The organism is Mycoplasmopsis cynos (genome assembly GCF_900660545.1).
GTDB classification, from domain to species: Bacteria; Bacillota_I; Bacilli_A; order Mycoplasmatales; family Metamycoplasmataceae; genus Mycoplasmopsis; species Mycoplasmopsis cynos.
The window spans coordinates 798,611-818,158 of sequence record NZ_LR214986.1; the positions used below are offsets into that span (position 1 = coordinate 798,611).

12 protein-coding genes, 5 tRNA genes and 1 other RNA gene are annotated in these 19,548 nt (G+C 25.1%); 9 read left to right on the forward strand and 9 right to left on the reverse strand.

Features of this window, described 5'->3' with window-relative positions; translation table 4 throughout:
• Positions 1-12: 12 nt before the first annotated feature.
• Entirely contained in the window at positions 13-1,530 is a 1,518-nt protein-coding gene (locus tag EXC48_RS03615) for an MAG3090 family protein (RefSeq protein ID WP_129720854.1), read from the reverse strand.
• A gap of 417 nt (positions 1,531-1,947) precedes the next feature.
• On the opposite strand from EXC48_RS03615, the gene smpB reads away from it, so the two are divergent.
• Both smpB and ssrA read left to right on the forward strand, forming a co-directional pair.
• On the forward strand, positions 1,948-2,385 hold the full coding sequence (gene smpB / locus EXC48_RS03620; RefSeq protein ID WP_129721088.1) for an SsrA-binding protein: 438 nt from the start codon (positions 1,948-1,950) through the stop codon (positions 2,383-2,385).
• Position 2,386: 1 nt separating this feature from the next.
• Positions 2,387-2,763, forward strand: a transfer-messenger RNA (tmRNA) gene (ssrA, locus tag EXC48_RS03625).
• A gap of 259 nt (positions 2,764-3,022) precedes the next feature.
• Here the strand turns inward: ssrA and EXC48_RS03630 are convergent.
• Positions 3,023-8,386, reverse strand: coding sequence for a beta-N-acetylhexosaminidase family protein (locus EXC48_RS03630; RefSeq protein ID WP_129720856.1), 5,364 nt, complete (start codon positions 8,384-8,386; stop codon positions 3,023-3,025).
• Positions 8,387-8,814: 428 nt separating this feature from the next.
• Between EXC48_RS03630 and EXC48_RS03635 the strand changes: the two genes are divergently transcribed.
• A tRNA-Lys gene (locus EXC48_RS03635) sits at positions 8,815-8,890 on the forward strand.
• A 296-nt stretch (positions 8,891-9,186) separates the two neighbouring features.
• Positions 9,187-10,404, forward strand: a complete 1,218-nt coding sequence (locus tag EXC48_RS03640; RefSeq protein WP_308506917.1) for a DUF2179 domain-containing protein — start codon at positions 9,187-9,189, stop codon at positions 10,402-10,404.
• 69 nt (positions 10,405-10,473) lie between these two features.
• Here EXC48_RS03640 and EXC48_RS03645 read toward each other — a convergent pair whose 3' ends face one another.
• The 5 genes from EXC48_RS03645 to EXC48_RS03665 all read right to left on the reverse strand — a co-directional run bounded on the left by EXC48_RS03645 (position 10,474) and on the right by EXC48_RS03665 (position 14,671).
• Positions 10,474-12,099 (reverse strand): ABC transporter permease subunit, encoded by a 1,626-nt coding sequence (locus EXC48_RS03645; RefSeq protein ID WP_129720860.1) that lies wholly within the window; start codon positions 12,097-12,099, stop codon positions 10,474-10,476.
• On the reverse strand, positions 12,092-12,817 hold the full coding sequence (locus EXC48_RS03650; RefSeq protein ID WP_129720862.1) for an ATP-binding cassette domain-containing protein: 726 nt from the start codon (positions 12,815-12,817) through the stop codon (positions 12,092-12,094). The genes EXC48_RS03645 and EXC48_RS03650 overlap by 8 nt, the downstream gene beginning before the upstream one ends.
• A 3-nt stretch (positions 12,818-12,820) precedes the next feature.
• The gene (cypl, locus tag EXC48_RS03655) at positions 12,821-13,972 is read right to left on the reverse strand and encodes an ABC transporter thiamine pyrophosphate-binding lipoprotein p37/Cypl (RefSeq protein ID WP_129720864.1); all 1,152 of its coding nucleotides are present in this window, start codon (positions 13,970-13,972) and stop codon (positions 12,821-12,823) included.
• Positions 13,973-14,168: 196 nt separating this feature from the next.
• Positions 14,169-14,528 carry a hypothetical protein gene (locus EXC48_RS03660; RefSeq protein ID WP_015287576.1) on the reverse strand — a complete coding sequence of 120 codons (360 nt, stop codon included), beginning with the start codon at positions 14,526-14,528 and terminating at the stop codon, positions 14,169-14,171.
• A gap of 69 nt (positions 14,529-14,597) precedes the next feature.
• A tRNA-Gly gene (locus EXC48_RS03665) sits at positions 14,598-14,671 on the reverse strand.
• 315 nt (positions 14,672-14,986) lie between these two features.
• Here EXC48_RS03665 and EXC48_RS03670 point away from each other — a divergent pair.
• The 3 genes from EXC48_RS03670 (at position 14,987) to tig (ending at position 17,488) form a co-directional block, all read left to right on the forward strand.
• Positions 14,987-15,061: transfer RNA gene (locus EXC48_RS03670), tRNA-Trp, on the forward strand.
• Between the two features lie 66 nt (positions 15,062-15,127).
• Positions 15,128-16,138, forward strand: coding sequence for an NAD(P)H-dependent glycerol-3-phosphate dehydrogenase (locus EXC48_RS03675; RefSeq protein WP_041593900.1), 1,011 nt, complete (start codon positions 15,128-15,130; stop codon positions 16,136-16,138).
• Between the two features lie 36 nt (positions 16,139-16,174).
• On the forward strand, positions 16,175-17,488 hold the full coding sequence (gene tig, locus EXC48_RS03680) for a trigger factor (protein WP_129720866.1): 1,314 nt from the start codon (positions 16,175-16,177) through the stop codon (positions 17,486-17,488).
• Between the two features lie 96 nt (positions 17,489-17,584).
• Here tig and EXC48_RS03685 read toward each other — a convergent pair.
• Positions 17,585-17,659 (reverse strand) — tRNA-Gln (locus tag EXC48_RS03685).
• A 5-nt stretch (positions 17,660-17,664) separates the two neighbouring features.
• Positions 17,665-17,748: transfer RNA gene (locus EXC48_RS03690), tRNA-Tyr, on the reverse strand.
• A 204-nt stretch (positions 17,749-17,952) separates the two neighbouring features.
• Here EXC48_RS03690 and rpsT point away from each other — a divergent pair.
• Together rpsT and asnA are read left to right on the forward strand one after the other, a co-directional pair.
• Positions 17,953-18,213 carry a 30S ribosomal protein S20 gene (rpsT, locus tag EXC48_RS03695; protein ID WP_015287580.1) on the forward strand — a complete coding sequence of 87 codons (261 nt, stop codon included), beginning with the start codon at positions 17,953-17,955 and terminating at the stop codon, positions 18,211-18,213.
• A 130-nt stretch (positions 18,214-18,343) separates the two neighbouring features.
• On the forward strand, positions 18,344-19,327 hold the full coding sequence (asnA, locus tag EXC48_RS03700) for an aspartate--ammonia ligase (protein ID WP_015287581.1): 984 nt from the start codon (positions 18,344-18,346) through the stop codon (positions 19,325-19,327).
• The last annotated feature ends 221 nt before the right edge of the window (positions 19,328-19,548 follow it).

The window sequence follows — 19,548 nt, forward strand, 5'->3', positions numbered from 1 at the left end:
TTTTATTGATAATTAATTTCCTCCAAAATATGCAATAGCCAATACAATTACTAATACAAGTAAAATTACATAAGCAATTCCATATAAAATAATTGCTCAGAATGTATAAGCTCATGAAACTTCATTATGTTTAGAAGCTTCTGTAACTTCAGCAGGCTTTGCAACTTCAGATTTTGGCTTAGCAGGTGATGTAATAGGCATTGGAGATGTTGCTGATTCAAATACCAAGAAGTATGACTTATCCATAGTGGGTGATGTGAATACAGCATATTTATAATCTTTTTCATTAACAAAAGCAATATGTTTTCCATCATAAGAAACATATGATAAGATTTGTGCTAGTCTTAAATTTTCCCCTGTAGATTTTTTATAGTATATAAATTTAGCTGGCACGTATTCAACTTCCTTAGAACCTTTAATAACTTTTGAAAGCTTTTCTACTGATGTTGCAAGTGATTTAGAAATTAGTTTAAGTAATTGCTTTGATTTATCATCAAGATTTGAACTAGCTAATGTTTTTTCAAATCCTAATACTTTTTCAAATTCACTCTTAATGTCCATAAAATCTTTTTCTGATGTAATAACTTCTTTTTCATAACTATTTGAAATAGCTTCTACTTTTTTAGCATAAAGAGCTAATGATTCTAATTGTTTCATTAATGATAAGTTTTTAATGTAAGCATACTTCTTACTTTCAACAACAGATTGTTTTACTGTTTGAACTTCTTTTACCACTTCTTTTTCGATGTACACAGGAACTTCTTTGATAACTTCTTTTTCTATGTATATCGGAACTTCTTTTACCACTTCCTTAACAATCTCAACTTTTTCAACAACTTTTTTCGGTTCTGCTTTTTTGGTTTCTTTAACTACCTTTTCTGCTTCTTTCGCTTGAACTACTGACTCTTCAACAATTTTCATTCTTAATGCTTTAATTTCTTTTAATAAAGCTTCTTTGTCAGCATTACTATCTTTCAATTTAAGTTTTAATTCTTCAATTTCTTGTTTAAATTTACCACTAGTATCTTTTAACAATTCATCCAACTCATTAACTTCTTGAGTTAATTTTTCGATTTGAATATCTTTGCTATTTTTTCTTCTTTCAGGAATGTAATCATCATCAATTGGGAAATATGTTTTATGATCAGAAATAACTTTATAATCAACTTTTTCATGTATAGTTTCTAAGAATTTGATAGCGGCTTTATCGTTTCTTAATCCTGTTGTTGTTGAAACAAAAATTTCATCCATAGCATCAGAATAATTAACCTTACCATCTTCAAATCTTTCGACATCTAAATCATATTCGTATATTGAATCAGAATTTTTTTCATTAATAATTAATCCACCAACAATTTTCTTAACTGTTTGGAATCAAATAGCGCATTCATAATCTAATGAATAAAATCAGTTTAAAGCAGCTTTACGAGTCTTAAACACCGCAAGGGCAGCTTTTACTTTTGGATGTTTTAAAACTCATGGGAAGTTTTTATCAAAACTTGGTTTATATAAACAATTTAAACGTTTCATAATTTTCCTTCTACAATTTTTGTGTCTTAATATTTTATTTTATAAGCATAAGATATAAATATTATATATGTAAAAATATAATTAATAAATAAAAGATTAAATAAAAAAGTACCATACTATAGGATTAAATAGTTAATTTATCATTTTTCAATCAAAACATCATATTTTTATATCTAAAAAAATATTTTTTAACGTTTATGAGTTATGAATAATGCTTTTAGCGTTATTTTAATATTTTTTTAAACATCTAAAATAAACTAATAAAGTTATTGTTTGAATGATTAATTTATAATAAATTAATAAATTCAAAAATAATCAAAAAGTAATAATTAACATAAATAAGAAAATATAAATCTAATTTAATTATCAGAATTATTAAATAAAAAAATGTTTAAATATAGTAAAATTATTATGCTTATGAAGATTATTTCAAACAATAAAATTGCTTTTAGAGATTATGAAATTTTAGAGAGATTTGATACAGGTATAGTCCTTGAAGGTTGAGAAGTAAAAAGCGCAAGAGCTGGTGAAGTTTCATTGTCAAATGCTTTTTGTTCAATATATAAAAATGAACTATGATTAAAAGAATCATTTTTTAAAAAATATATGTTATTAAAAGTTGATGAAACAAAAGATCGAAAACTTTTGATGCATAAAAACGAAATTCGTAAGCTTAAATTCAAATTAGATACTAATCACGTTACTTTAATTCCATTAAAAATCTATTTTAACAATAAATCACTTATTAAAGTTGAAATAGCTGTTGCAAAAGGTCTTAAAAAATATGATAAAAGAGACAAAATAGCAAAAGAAGAAACACAAAAAAGACTACAAAAAATAATAAAAAATTATTAATGGGGATATAATGGTTTCGACATATATAGAGTGTATAGTGTTGCAGTAGTGTGAAAGACTATAAATTTCACTAGGCTCCTTAAACGGAAACAAAAAAGAAGAATCAGTTCAAACTGATAATAGTGCATTTTTCTATGCACAATCAACAAATCTTGCTTTTGCTTAATTAAAGCAACAAGTTTCTTATATATAACTCCTTTAATATATAAGAAGGCACAAAGGATAGTTACTAAAGTAGCGAACTAGTAATTAAATTAGCTAAAATATTATTAACTTTTTGGTCATTTTTTATTAATAATATTATTAAAATGACATAAACTGTAGATGCATTATATGTTTTATGTGTGGACACGGGTTCGACTCCCGTTATCTCCGCCATTTTTTTTTTTTTTTTTACTAATAATTTTTCTGAGCCATAAATAGAAAAACATTTTTTACTAATTGGTTTCTTATCTAGGCAAAATAAACTACTTTTTAATAAAATTAAAATTTCATTTTTTAGTTTACATTTATAAACCTATATATTATGCTGCGCTCATTTATTCAAAAAATTTATAAGTTTATGCTAAAAATTAAATAAAGCAAGCAAATTAATTGCTTGCTTTATTATCAGTTATTGATTATCCGTCTTTCCTAATTATTTTTTGCTTTTCTTCTTAAATCAAAATGCTAGAGCTCCCACGATAATTGATAACATAGTTAATGTACCAACAATTGCGCCAATTATTATACCTTTATTAGAACTTGTTTTAGGAGTTAATTTTTTATTTTTGTCACTTGCATCAGGTTTTTTATCATCCGGTGTTTTTGGAGTTTCTGGGGTAGGTTTTGGATTTGGTTGTGGTTTTGGGGCAGGTTTAGATTCATGAGATTCTAATTTTTCTAGTTTTAATAAGAATGATTTTAGTTCTTCTTTATTATCATTAGAATTAAATTCAGAATTAGACTTTTCTCTTAATTTTTGATCTTTAATATCATTTATTGCAAGTCTTATTTTCTTTTTATAATTTAACATCATTGTTTGATCAATTTCAAATTCAATAAGTTTTGCATCTGAAAGCAAGGTGATTTTATTGACTTTATTAGTTAAATAATCTTTTTGCTTTTTATCATCTAAGTCTTTTAAAATTTCTAATAATGCTATTTTTTTATCTTTAATCTTCTTAGCTTCTTGATCTTTATATTGTTGAATCATTTGATCGATTATTGCAGATAATTTTTCAATACTATTTGCGTTTTTGATTTCTTTATCATATTCTTTTTTATCATCAAGAATATTAATTATACTTCTCGCTTTTGATTTTACTTTATCTAAGTCAGTGTTAAATACAAGTTCTTTTTCAACAATTTCTTTCTTCTTTATTATTTCATTATATTTTTCACTAGTCAAGTTTTCTGGATGTTGTTCATAAACTGCTAATTCAGAAATAAATTTATCATAATTTGTATACTTATCATCTTGATAAACAAGATATGCATTAGTTTTTCTATTTATATAAATATCTCTTATTTCTTTTTGTTTTCTAGCAACTCCTTCAATTATTGAGCCAGCAACATTTTTTAAGTCATTTATAGCTTCATTAATACTTAAATCAGTTGATTGATCACTTACTTTACCTTCATTTTTTGTTAAAACATCATTAATTTTCGCATATTCTTCTGGTCATTTATTTTTATATTTTGCTATAAACGGAATAACTACATCATTTTTATATTTTTCATATGTTAAAATTAAAACACTTTTTGCTTTTGGAGATAATTGTGAATAAAGTATTTCATATTCTTTATTTAACTTGATATACTCGCTTGGCTCAATCTTGTTTTCAGTTATTTTTCTTTTTATTTCATCAACCTTTGCTTTTAATTTATTGTATGAATCACTTAAATAATTATCCTTATTTATTTCATTAAATTTTTCAACATTAAATAATGAAATTTGCATATTATATGGAGAAAATTCTAATGCTATTTTTTTAGTTTCCAAATCTTCTTTAAGTTTATTAAACTCACTTTGTCCAAGATCATCAACGTTTTGATATTTAATCTTTTCTAAAGCTAATTGATAATCATAAAAACTTTCATTAGTGTATATAAAATGATCATTTTTAAGGTTTTCATTTTTGATTAATGCATCAAATTCAGATTTATCGACTTTTAATTTATGTTCATTAATCGCGTCGTCTAGAGCTTTTAGCGCATCATCAATAGCTTCTTGTGTCACTGATGTTAAATCATTTATTGCTTGTGCAGATTGTTTTTTAGCAATATAATTTTGTCTACTTGATGTAGTTCATTTCTCTAGATCAACAACCGGTTTTTCAAGTAATGTTTTTAATTTAGATTTATCAACTTTTTGCCCATTTTGTTTTTCAATATCAATAATTTCAGAAATTACAGGTATATGGTCTTTTCATTCAATTTTTAAAGCAACTACTTTCTTATCTAGATCATTTGGTAAACTAAATGAAACTATTGGATTTGATAATGCTCCAATAACAATTTCTAATTCTTTATTAGTTTTTATATCATAAACAATAGCTTTTACAACTGCATTTGACGGTTCTTCTTCTGTAATGATTTTGATATCTTTATTTGCATATCTTGCAGCATCTAAATTAATTATTAGTTTTCCATTTTTTTCAGCTGGTTTATAAGAAGTATTAAGTCTATTATCAAAAATGTTTTCTGGTTTATATTTTCCATTGCTTTCAAGATAATTAGTTCCATCAAATCTTGGATCAATATTTAAATTAAGATATTTACCACCATTTACAACTATTTCATTAATAATGATTGCTCTAGATGGATAATCTTTTTTAACAAGAAGTTTAATGTATCTAACTTTTTTATCTTTAATATCATCATTTCCTCATCATCTAAGATTAGGATGTAAAGAATCTGGATTTCCAAAACCACCTTGACCTGGTGTTATGTCATGCGAATCCGCTGAATCATTAATGCTGAACACAGTTTCATATCCAGAATCCTTTTGATTTGAAACTTGTATATCTAAATATCTTGGAAAATCAGCTGTATTATCTGCTGTATACATTCTTAATGATTTAAGATCAAGTTCTCCACCTAAATCACAAATTGCATATTGTCCTTTTAATGGACTACCACCAAATTTTGTATATCTATTAAAATCACCATCAAATCCGCCACCATTCTTCCTATCATCTAATCAATTATTTTTCAAATCAATATTAGTTTCAATCAATTTTCCAAATGGTACAATTTCATCAATAATATTTAAACTTAACTTGGTAAATTTTAATATTTGAATAGCGTCTGAACTATTAACTAGTCTTAAATATCTAAATTTAACTTTTTTGTTAAAATTAGCTTGATTGAGTTCAATTCAATTGAAACCATTTACTGAAATTAAGAACTTAAATTTATCATTTTTAATTCAATCAATATTGATATTTGTAATATATTTAATATCTTTTAAATCAACTCCAATATACCCTTTTGAAGGTATTTCGTGATTTTTGCTAATATTTTTCAAATCATTATTACTTAAAATCATTGAACCATTACTTCTAAGAGCTTGAAGTTTTGATTTATCTTTTAGTGATGTATAAATATATGATGGATCAGGAACATTTTTTTCTTGAATATCAACTGATTTTAATTTCCATCAAGTTGATGTTTGTTTTGTCGAAGTAATTCTAATTCCAGTCATTAAGCCGGCATTTTCTGGAACTGTATAGGTAATTTCTTTTTTATCCTTAAAATCAAGTGTTCCATTTTCTAAATCTATAACTTGATTATTATAAAGTTTTTGAATTTTTAAAAATTCCATTTTATCATTGCTATCTTGAAGAATTCTAATACTTTTAATCTCTTTTGCACTTTCAAAATGAATTTCAATCCCTTGATCTTTACCTACATTCCCATTATTTGCACTTGATAATCAAGCCAAAGTTGAATCATTATGGTCAATAATATAATCGAGTTTATTATTTTTTGCATTATCATTAATGCTTGAGTGCTTTGCTATTTCTAAATTATAACCGACCACTTGATCTTTTTTATTGTTATTATTTTTAATATTTGTATTAAGAATTTTATTTGACATATAATCAAGAAGTCAAGTAGTAAAGGGTTGAATATGTTGTACTCCTACTTCCGCATATTGAATTGAACCTAAATAATCAAATCCATGTTGTGTTCTAGCCTTTTGAATTAATGTTTTAGCTTTATTTAAATTTAAAACAAAATCAGTTTTATCACCTTGGTTTAGTTTAATAAGTCCATCAAGAGCCAAAGTTAATCCTTGATATAGTTCAATTGATGATTCAATTCAGTATCTAATTTGATAGTATAAATCTCGATTAACTACACTATTTTTAATGGTAAGTGCATCATTATATAATTCTTCAAATTCAACTTTTAAATCTTTAATATTATCAACTAAAAAATTATTAGTTTCTAGTGAAGTACGGACCTTAGCTAATTTCTTTTTTAATTCAATCGATTCTTCTAAAGCAACAACTCTTCCATCCATATTTTGATTAATCATATGTTTTGCTAGATTTCTAAATGCTTTTGATTCAGCTGTTTCTTGATATGAATTATTAGTAACATAATTAAATGCATCACTATATGTTTGATCAATGTGTGCATCATCTTTTCAAATATTTCAAGTATAATCTGCTGCTCCAAATAATGCTACTTTTGACGGTTCAGATTGTTGCATTGGATTTAAAACAATACCTTGGACTTTTTTAGGATCGACATTTTTATGCAAAAATTCACGATATCCACCTAAGATTAAATGATTTTTACTATTATCTGAACAAGGTCAATTTATTCAAAGTAATGGACCTCTATTAGTATTTGAGTAAAATTTATTAGTAAATTCTGGAGATACTTCACCTCAGGTTTTACCTCCAGTCATAACAATTTGAACTTCATTTGGGAATCTTTTGAAATAGCTTTGTCCATATCCTGCATATTCATTAACGACAAAAGGTAAAACAACTTTCAAATCATGATATTTAGTTTGTTTTAATTCTTTTAATCAAGTAACCATATCAATTAACAATCTTTCTTGAATTCTAATATCGGCTCTTGCGACATCATCTGCTAAGATCCCAATTTGTCTTACACCAGCTTGAATAACTTGTAAAAATTTGTTTTTGAGGTCTTTTACTCCTTGATCATAATCATTATCTAATCTAGTTCCAAAAAATGGGTGCAAGGTATAAATGTATCTTACTTTTGTTCTATTTCCCTCTCGTGCTAAAGGTTTTATTAAGTTCTCTATTTCACTTTCAGTGTATAATTCTCTTCATTTATGACTATGCTTTGGATCATCCTTTGGCGCATAAAAATAACCATTTAATTTATAATAACTTCCTCATCTCATATAGTTTAATCTATCTTGCAGGCTCCATGGATTTCCATAATATCCTTCAATCGCGCCACGAGTTTTTATATCAGCATAGTCATTGATGTTAAATTCTTCTATTTCTAATCCATTAAGTTGATTAAAAATATGTCATAATGAAGTTACTCCATAATAACTAGCATCTTCGCCAGAGGCATAAATACTAATTACATTATCTTTAGAATTTAAAACATAACTATCAATTTTATTCATTAAATTAGTGTCAGGCATTAAATTTTTACTTTTAAGATAATCATCAACAAAAGTATCTTTATTGTCTTTTAATCCAATTAATACATTTGTTTTTCCTGAAATGATTTTATTAGAAATCTTATATTTAATCTTTCTTAAATTTAAAGTTTCTTCAAATCTTTCCAACACTGCGCTATCAACCCCATCTTCAACTACCAAATTAATCTCAGGTGTTATTAAAAAGTGTTTATTATAATATTCTATTGAATGAACAGATGGATAAATTTTATATTCTTTATGATTAGTTACAACTTGTCTAGAGGTTGCAGGGTTATTTGAACTAAGCATCGCAACTAAACCGCTTGCACTCGCCAAACTTATTATAGCTTTTAAGGTCTTTTTAATACTCATATAATTCTCCTAAATATTAATTTTCATACTACTAATACAAAAAAATTATAACAAGGTACCTTAATTATGTCTACTTATAGCAAAGTGTATCAATGATTTATAAAAAAATTTTTTAAACTATATTATAGTCTTAAATGTTCAAAATGTCAATTAGGTAATTGAATTATAAATTCAATAAATAACATTATTCCATAATACATAAAAGGTGATTTTGCAATGATAATTCCATATGCTTTTTAAGATAAAAAAATCAAGACTTTTGCCTTAAATTTTTCATTCTTTCTTTAAGTTTTATTAATAGATGTTAAAACAAGTTATCAAAAAAATGCTTCTTGATTTTAGTTAGAACCCTTAATTTAGCACTTAAAATTTGTGTCACTTTAAAAATATTAATTTATGCATTATTTAAAATTTTGTATAATATATGTGCATTGTTAGCTCAGTCGGTAGAGCAGCTGGCTCTTAACCAGCGGGTCGCAGGTTCGATCCCTGTACAATGTACCATATCATTTATTGGCCAATAACTACTTATTTAAGTAGTTTTTTTATTTTCTTAGTTCTTTTAAAAATTATTCTTAACATTATTCTAAAAAAGTATTAAAATAATTATAGATACATGACAATTATATTGTTGTGTTCTTTCTTTTTTTAGTTTGGAGGTTAGATTGAATAAAAAAAATAAAGAAGACCAAAAACAATTAAGTAATGAAGAGACTATAGAAAATGAAAAGATAGAAAATGAAGGCTTCCTCACTAGTGTTTTTGGGAAAGAAAAACAAGATGAAATAGCAGACGCTTTAATGGGAAAAGATATTTTTTCAAATCGTCTTGTTAAAAAGAATACAATTTACAACAGAACCAGAATGTCGAACTTTGGTATTAAATTAAGTAAATTATATTCACAAATGTCAACATGAAAATTAGTATTAATTACTACAATTACAGCAATTTTCTTTGGAGTAATTAGTGTTTTCTTTGTCAAAAATGTCGGAATATACAATTTTGGTTTGGCTGCATTTGGTCAAGCCCTTGCAAGACTTGTTGTAGTACTTTTTAAAGAGGATCAAGTTTCGATTGCATTAAGAAATCTTATTGAACAATTCATATTTTGAATTGCTTACATTATACTAAGCATTCCAATTTTTATTTTTGGCTACAAAAAAATTGGAAAGACTTTTAGTAACTTAACTGTTTTATTTTTAGTTGTATCATCTATTGTTTCATTCTCAATTGGTTTAATCCCTGGAGCAAATGATATTTATTTAATTGGTGATTTTTCAAATCAATCAGTTAGACAAGCATTATCACCTTTCAAGCAAAAACTTAGTTCTATTATTCCATTATTATGAAATGATGGAGGTAATATAATTGCGCTATTTATTTATGCAATTGTTTATGGATATTTACTTGCATGAATTTTTGCAATAATACAAATAATCGGTGGTACAGCTGGTGTTACTGGGATTATTGGTGAATGATACGCTAATGAAAAGCAAAAATCATTTGGTACTATTTCTGGATATATGAATATCATAATTGTTCTTATTGGAGTTTTAGTCGGTTCATGATTGCCTGGTTCAATATTACTTTCAGAAGCCAATAATTCAAATGCAAGTGATAGTTTAAAAGAAGTTACAAAAAATGCTTGATCTTTCGGAATTTATTTATCACCTAATTTTGTTGCAACAGTATTAACTAATGTTATTTATATCATCGCATTAAATAAACTTTATCCTAAATTTAAGTTAGTAAGAGTTGAGATTTTCTCATTAAATAAATCTTCTGAAATCTCAACAATAATAGCACAAGACAAAAAAATTGTTACAGGTATTACCGAATTCCATGCTCATGGTGGATATTCAAAAGAACTCTTAAATGTTGTTACAACTATAACATTGTTTAGACAAGTAAATAGAATTATTAAAGATGTTAGAAAAATCGATCCAGATGCTTTTATTTCAGTATCAAATGTAAAAAGTATTGATGGATTTATTTATCTACCTAAAAATAAATTCTAAATTTATGACAAAAAATATTCGGATGTCCGAATATTTTTTTTGATATTCAAAAGCCGTTACTCCTAAAAATTAATTTTGTGTTTTTTTTGCTTTATTGTTGAAATATTTTATGACAAAAAACGTAAGTTCTAATAAGATAAAAAATAAAAACGCTGGTAAAATTAATGGAAAAATTCGATCATAAGTATTTTGATCCTGATACTCTGAAAGTTTTTTACTAAGTACTATTGTAGCAAAAATTCCATAAGAAATTCCATTTCTAAAAGTATTTTCAAATTCAAACAAAATTAGTCCCATCACATCCCTTCAAGCATTAGGCAATATTTTCTTACAATAAATGCTTCATGTATTGTATCCAAGTGTTAAATAAAATGAAATTTCTGATTCAGAATAAGAATTAATTTTAGTACAAAAATGCTTTGCTAAAGATCTAAAAGCCACAATTGATAAAACAATTGTTATTGATGTAACTGAATTTAAAAATGTATTAAATAAAATAAATCAAACAAGAACTGGTACCGTCTTAATAATAATCAATAAAGATTTAAATATGGCCGCTATATATGATTTTAGGACTTTTTCACTCATAAAAAATGCATAAATAATGCTAAATATAAAAGCGAAGTATAAACCAACATATGTTTTCATAAATATCAAAACATAATCATAATAATAAATTGGGTTTTCACTAATATCACTAAAATCGAATATAAAAAAAGTTTTAAGATAATTAGTTAATATTTTTCAATCAACAGAAGCAGAAAAAATATCAACAAAACTTCAATTATAAATAATAGCTACTAAAAAAATAATCACACATAAGATAATTTTATTTCGGTTGTATCTTGCTGTTTTATAATATTCATTATTCCTTGTTTTTTTAAAAACAAAATCTTTTAAATATTTATTGTATATATAAATCAAAAATTCTAAAATAAAAACAACTAAAAAAATGTAAAATAAACTAATTCCTAAATATTGAAAATCATTCTTATTGTTTTCGATGAAAAATCCGATACCAATTATTCCTATTGAACCAAGAATTGTGCTTCATCTAACATTTGATTCATAAGCTAAAAAAGAATTTGTAACATATCTAGATTTATTAAGTAAATAAATATTTTTATAAAAACTTAAAAATTTCGATCTTCCTATTTTTATTTCTTGCCAATATATTTTAGTATCAGAACTTTCAATTATCTCAATAAAATACTTATGCATTCATAATCAAGTACTTCAGAAGAAAATCATTCAAGCAGCTAAAATACTAGAAAATGCACTTTGAAATAAAAGAATTATGATTAAGACTGGAAAAGATCGAAGAAAAACAACACTAAACTTGATACAAATAGCAATTGCTCTTTTATTTTTAAGATTAGAAGCCGCGTTATATGAAGTTATAATAGCTAAAATTAGACCGGTTATTGTTCCGCCAGTAACTGTTTTTAGTGTAATTCATAAATATTTAAAATTAATGATCCATAAAGATTGATTTGGTAAATCCGGATGATGCGAATTAAAATAAAACAACAAACCAATGTATCTAAAAAATCTCTTTAATCCGCTTGAGTATACACTAGTAAAGAAATTAAGTTGATACATAAAGAAAATTAATAAGATTAATGAAATAGAAATAAAAATAAACTTCTTTCGATTCTTGTTTTTAATTTTTTTAAAATATATTAATTTATTCATGATAATATTTTGTTAAATTGTCCATATTAAATTCATCATTTGGTATTTCTATAATTGATTTCTGTTCTTTATTAATGGTAAAAATATGATCGAACTCGCTAGCATTATTAAGATCATGTATAGCGACAAAAATTAATGACTTACTCTTGTATTTTTGAAAAAAATCAAAAACTTTTTTGGAATTTAAAATATCTAAATTACTAGTTGGTTCATCAGCTAAGATTATTTTCGGTTCATTAAAAAACATTTGTACTATGCTTAAACGTTGTTTTTGTCCTGATGATAAATTAGCTATTTTCTCAAAAGCTAGTTCTTCAACATTAAAATATTTTAATAAATCAAAAAGATAATTTTTCTGACTTTTAGTAAGAATTTTGAATAATTGATAAAAAATGTTTTTATATTTCCTAAAACCTAATAATATATTTTGAAAAAAATCTAATTCTTCGAGAAAATTATTATCAGGTCTAAGATAAAAAATTGATGATTTATATAACTTTTTCTCTTTTTTTGACATCATTTTAACATCTTTATGATCTTTTGATATTAATGAACCTTCTAAAATGAGATCTAAATCAAAAAAAGACTTTAAAATAGTAGATTTACCTACACCACTTTTTCCGATAATTCCATTTAATTCACCAATTTTTAATGTTAGATTGACATCTTCCAAAATTATATTTTTTTCGTAACCAATTTTTGCTTTTATAAATTTCATATTTTATTTATTTAAACTTTGTTTAACAACATCTCAAAATTCATTTTTAGGATCTTCAATATATCCATAACCATTAAATCCATTTAATGGACCTCATGGATCTTTACCATTTTTAGCTAATGACTCAAACACCTCAGCTAATTTTTTTATTTCTTCCTTTGTAATTTTAGCTGAATTATATAAACCTATATTATAAGGTAAAACATCTGTAACAGTTAAAAATGTAATCTTTTGACCGCTTCTCTTTGATGAATTAATTGTATATGGATCAAATTTTCCTGGTTTAAACCTACTATAAGCATATACACCTTCATTATCGAAGAAAATTTTAATATCTTTAAAACTTTCATCATTCATTTTTGATCATTTAGTTTCTTTAATCTTATCTTGATAGTTCTTATTTGTTGATAATTCTAATAATGAAGTAAATTTATCAGCAAATTGCTTTTTAAGCAATGCCTCTGGAAGTAAATATTTACTTCCTGAATCTTTTTTCCCAATTCCAAGACCATAATTTATGAATTCATTAAGATTTTTTTCATTTCATGCTTTAATAATACCATTTGTATCATTTTCATTAGCAACAATAACAATCAGACCTCTTTGGTATGGGGTTAATTCATCATTATAAAATGCCTTATAAACTCCATTTGAAAATTCGTTTTTATCATTTCATTCTGATCTAGGAAATTTTTTAAATAACTTTTCTTGTTCATTTGCTAAAACTCTTAATGGATCCTCTTCTCTTCCATTAATATATTTATCCATATTATGATTTAATGACCCTTTGAAAGCCTTCGTTTTAGTTTGGATGCCTAAATCAATTTTGCTTAGTTCAATATCCTTCTTATTTGCATAAACTTGTCCAGCTGATACAAAAACAAGGTCTTGACTACCTTTTAAAATATCATCCTTATTAGTTTGATATGCATCTGTATCTCCATCAAAACTAAACTTAACACTAAATTTTGAACCTCTTTGCTTCAATAATTTATTAACATCTGCTTCGAATTCTTGTTGTTTGTTCTTATCTTTTAAAGAATTCCCTAATTTGATATTAACAATCTTAGATTCAGAGCCTTCACTAAAGCTACATGAAGCAACGATTAAAGGCGCTAAAAGCGCACTACTAAACAATAATTTTTTAAATTTCATAAATGTTCTCCTTGATTTTTGGACAAAGTTAGGAGAAAAAAGACTCGCTACGCTAGAATTACCTAGATCAGCTACTAAGAGTATCTCTCGACCATTCTATAAATATAAAATAGTACCCCTGTCCATGACTATATTATAATACAAAAAGTATTTCACTACAATATTAGTTAATATTTAAAAAATAAAAATCTACATTTTACAATGTAGATAATGTGTTACCAGCTATAAAAGCTACACCAATAAAAATCACAAGAATTCCAAAAAATAATGGAAAATTAAATTTTACTCTTTCTCATGATGGTATGTAAAGTCCTGTTCTTTCATAAGGCAAATGAGTTTTTTTGGGATTATCATTATAATAAGTTTGCAGTTGTCTTTCTTTAAATTCACGAAGTTTTTTAATACTTATTTTAATATAGTAAAGAAAAAATAAAAGTCCAATCACAATAAAAATAGCACCGATTATTATTAATGCAATCTTATTTCCCGGAATATTAGAAACCTTTTCGTTATAAAAAGGATTAATTTCAAAATATTTTGTTATGGTTATATTCATAATTACTATTTTACCTTAAAATTATAAAAAACAATCCAAAATTGGATTGAATCGGTCAATTTCTTGAAATGGAGCGGGTGAAGGGAATCGAACCCTCATAGTCAGCTTGGAAGGCTGAAGTTCTGCCATTAAACTACACCCGCACTTTTGGAATGCTTAAATATTATAACACTTTTAAAATTAATAAAAATATTTTTTTATTTTTTTATTCCGCAAATTATAAAAGTCATATACAACTTTTAAAAATACATATAACTTATTTTATGTATCACATAATAATTATAGTTTCAACAACAACAACAACAAAAAAAAAAAAAAAAAAAAAAGCTTAAGGTCTATAATAATATATTTTAAAAAATATACTTATAAAATAATAAATTTTTTTAATATAATAAAAATACTTCTTTTTAAATTTTCATTTAGTTCAGGTTATAGTATAATATTTTGGATTCTTAAATAGGAGTATAGTTCAACGGTAGAACAACGGGCTTCAACCCCGTGTGTTGTGGGTTCGAATCCTGCTACTCCTGCCAGAAAAAATGTTTAATAAATGATGTTTTACCTCATATATTAAACATTTTTTTATATATAATTTTATTATGCAAAAAAAATATAAATTTGGTTTTATTGGAACAGGTGCTTTCGGTTCTGCGTTAGCTAATGTTTTAACAACTAATAATCATAAAGTTATAATGTACGGAATTAATGAACAAGAAGTAAGAAATATAAATAATGGTAATAATAGAAAATATTTTGAAAATTCTGAGTTTACAAATCCTGAATTAATCTCTGCTACAATGAATTTTGAATATTTAGTTGATAATTCTGAAATTCTAATGTTAGCCTTACCGTCAATCGCAATTAACGATACCTTAGCAACACTAAAAAAAATACGTCCAGAAAGAAAATATAACATTATAAATTTAGCAAAAAGTTTTGAAAAAAATACTAAGATGTTTTATTCAACCTATATTAAAGAATATATGAAAGATAATTTAGAAAATATCGCCACTTTTATTGGACCATCCTTTGCAAATGAATTATTCAATAAAAAAGCAACAATAATAAATGTTTTTGGAAATAATCCAAGATTCATTACTAGTATTCAAAAATATTTTAATAATGAATATTTTAGATTGCGCGTCGCGGATGATGCACTAGCTGCCGAATTATTTGCTTCGTTAAAAAATGTCTTAGCAATTGGGGTTGGAATACTGAGTTATTTTGATGATGCCAGAAATACAAATGCAGCATTTTTGACAATCGGTATCAAGGAAATTCTAAAAATTTATAAAGCGTTAGCAAAAACTAAATCATATAAATCAGTTGCTGATTTTGCAACATTTGGAGACTTAATTTTAACTTGTTCATCAACAAAGAGTAGAAATTTTTGTTATGGACTATCTATTGCTCAATACGGAATTATAGATACAGAAAAAAACTTCGAAGGTACTATAGAAGGTAAATTTACTGCAAAAATTTTAGAAGAGATATTAAAAGTTTTAAAAATTAAAACAACTATTTTTTGATTAATTATTAACATTTTAAATAACAAAATACAACCTAATAAAATTCTCTCATTTTTAGCAAAAAGTGATGAAATAGTGTAAAATATTGTCTATATTGACAAAGAAATGGAGATATAAATGTTCAAACACAAATATGATGAAAAAAATAGCGTTGTTAGTGTAACAACAATTTACGAATATGAAGAATTTGACAAAAAATTTAATAAACTTTTAAGTCAAGCTTGCTCAAAAATAAAAGTTCCTGGTTATAGACCTGGTAAAGCACCTAAAGAACAACTTTTAGCAAGAATTTCTCAATTTGAAATTCAAAATCAAGTACTTGATGAGTTTTTAAACTCCAAAAAATCAGATATTTTTAAATATTTACAAGATCAAGGAATTAAATTTGTACCTTATATTGATGGAGTAGATATTAAAGACTCTAAAGATAAGGATAATAAAGATCTTGAATTAGAAGTCACTTTCGCGACTTTTCCATTATTAGAAAATGTAAAATACGATGATGTTGATGTTGAATTTAGCATCAAACAAATATCTAAAAGCGATCTTGAAAATGAAAAACAAGCAATTTTTAGTAAATTTAATACTCCAGAAAAAGTTGAAGATAAAAATGCAAAATCTAAATTAAATGATATTGTAAATATTGATTTTAAAGGTTATATCAATGACCAGCCTTTCGATGGTGGTGAAGCTGAAGGTTATAATCTAAAATTAGGTTCAAATACATTTATACCAGGTTTTGAAGAACAACTTTTAGATAAAAAAGTAGGATACAAAGGAGAAGTAAAAGTTAAGTTCCCTGAAAATTATTTTGTTAAAGAATATGCTAACAAAGATGTTGTTTTTGATGTTAAAATTAATGAAATTTTAAGAAATAAATATCATAAAATTGATGATGAGGTTGTTAAAAAGCTAAATATTGAAAATGTTAATAATGTAAAAGAATTTGATAAATATATGAATAGTTTAATTTGTATGAATAACTTAACAAAAGCAATCAACAATTATCTTGAAAAATTAGCTCATGAAGTTTTTAAAAAATCTAACATTTCTATTCATAAATTCTTTTTAACAGACGAAATGAAATCAATGAAATCTGATTTTGAAAAGGCATTAAATACAAATGGATTGAAAAAGCGAGATTATTTAAAATTAATTAAATCTTCTGATGAAGACTTAGAAAAGGAATTTTTTAATCAAGCACTTGAAAAAGTTGGTGCAAATCTTGTCCTTATGAATATGAAAAATAATATTGAAGAAAACGATAAGGATTATGAAGAAAAATATATCAAAACTTTTGAAAAGCATTTTCCAAGCGAAGCACAAGAACTCTCAAAATTTATTTCTTATTTCCTTAGAATATTTGAAAAAATTGGTAAAACAAAAGTTGTTGATGAAGTGAACAATTATATTTCAAAAAATTTTAAATAATTATTTATTCTATTTAAAAACTGGTTTTTAACCTGTTTTTTTTTTTTTTTTTTTTAAAAAAAAAAAAAAAAAAAACACCACCATTAGGTGATGATATGGCTGCCCCAGTTAGATTCGAACTAACGCGTGTCGGAACCAAAACCCGATGCCTTACCGCTTGGCTATGGGGCAAAAAATGGTGGGGGGGGAGGGATTCGAACCCCCGAATCCTAAGAAAGTGGGTTACAGCCACCCGCATTTGGCCGCTTTGCTACCCCCCCATTTTTTGATTGCTATAATATTATACATAAAAACAAAAAAAATAAAGAAAATAATATTTAAATTTTTATAAAAATTTTCCTTTAATTTTTAAGTATAAAAAATATATTTATGCATTGTATAACATATATTTATTTTTAAATTTTAAATATTTTAATATAATAAATATGATTTTTCAACATAAAGAAAAAGGGAGGTCATAAAAAATGGCTAATATCAAATCAAAAGTGAAAAGCATTGTTAAAATGGAACAAGCACGTCAAAAAAATGCTGCTATGAAATCACGTGTTAAAACAGCAATTCGTAAAGCAAGAGAAGCTGTGCTAGCAAAAAGTGAAAATGCAAATAGTTTAATTGCACAAGCACACAAAATAATTGCAAAAGCAGTCTCAAAAGGCGTTTTCCATACAAACAAAGGTGCTAGAAAACACTCACGTTTAGATATGTTTGTAAATAAAGCAAAATAAGTTTATAAACATACATTTTCAAGTAGGCAAATAATTTTTGATGTTTTATCCAAAATTATTTGCCTACTTTTTAATAAAAAATAAAATATTGCTTTTCAAATTAATTAAAATACAATAAAATTTATTCATTATGTATGAAAGTAAATTAAATATTAAACAAACTCAAAAAGCAATTCAAGACCTAAAAAAATTCTTTCAGAAAAGCTTACAAAAATCGCTAAATTTAACAAGAGCTACAGCTCCACTATTTGTTGAAACTAAAACTGGCCTTAATGATGGATTAAACGGGGAAAAACCTGTTACCTTTAATCCGAAAAACGATAATTTTATCAACCTTGAAATTGTTCATTCATTAGCAAAATGAAAGAGAAATGCATTAAAAGAATATCATTATGAAGTGGGTGAAGGAATTTATACTGATATGAACGCAATTAGACGTGAAGAAGATTTGGATAATACTCATTCATATTATGTTGATCAATGAGACTGAGAAAAAATTATTTCAAAAGATCAAAGAAATATTGATTTTCTTAAAGAAACAGTAAATAAAATATACAATTCTATCTATCAAACTAAATTAATGCTTATAGAGCAATATCCAATACTAAAAAATAATTTAGTCAAAAATGTTTTTTTTATTTCATCTCAGGAATTAGAAGACTTATATCCAAATTTAACTCTTTCAGAACGTGAAAATAAAATAGCAAAAGAAAAAGGTGCAGTTTTCATATATCAAATTGGTCACAAATTAAAGTCAGGATTAATTCACTCGTTAAGGGCATTTGACTATGATGACTGGAATTTAAATGGTGATTTAATTGTTTATTCAAATATCTTAAATAAAGCATTAGAACTTTCATCAATGGGTATTAGAGTTGATGAAAAATCGATTCTAAAACAAACAAAATTAAGTTACCAAGAAATTTATAAACTTTCTCCATATCATAAAGCACTTTTGGATTCAAAACTTCCATTAACAATTGGTGGCGGTATTGGTCAAAGTAGACTAAGTATGTTTTTACTTGAAAAAATACATATTGGTGAAGTTCAAGCAAGTTATTGACCAAAAGAGTATCGTGATGAATTAGAAAAAGAAGGTATTAAACTTTTATAATTCCATTTTATTTTTATACTAGCAAAAATAGTTAAAATTCTATTTTTGTTTTTTTTTATAATTTTTTAATTTGTATTTATTATTATTATTATTATTTATTATCCAATGACTTTTTTAAGAAATATTGTTATATAAAATAATCATTTGAAACTTATTTTAATGTATTTTAATATCATTTTAATAGATAGATTATTTGTAATTTTTTAAGTATTTTACCTATA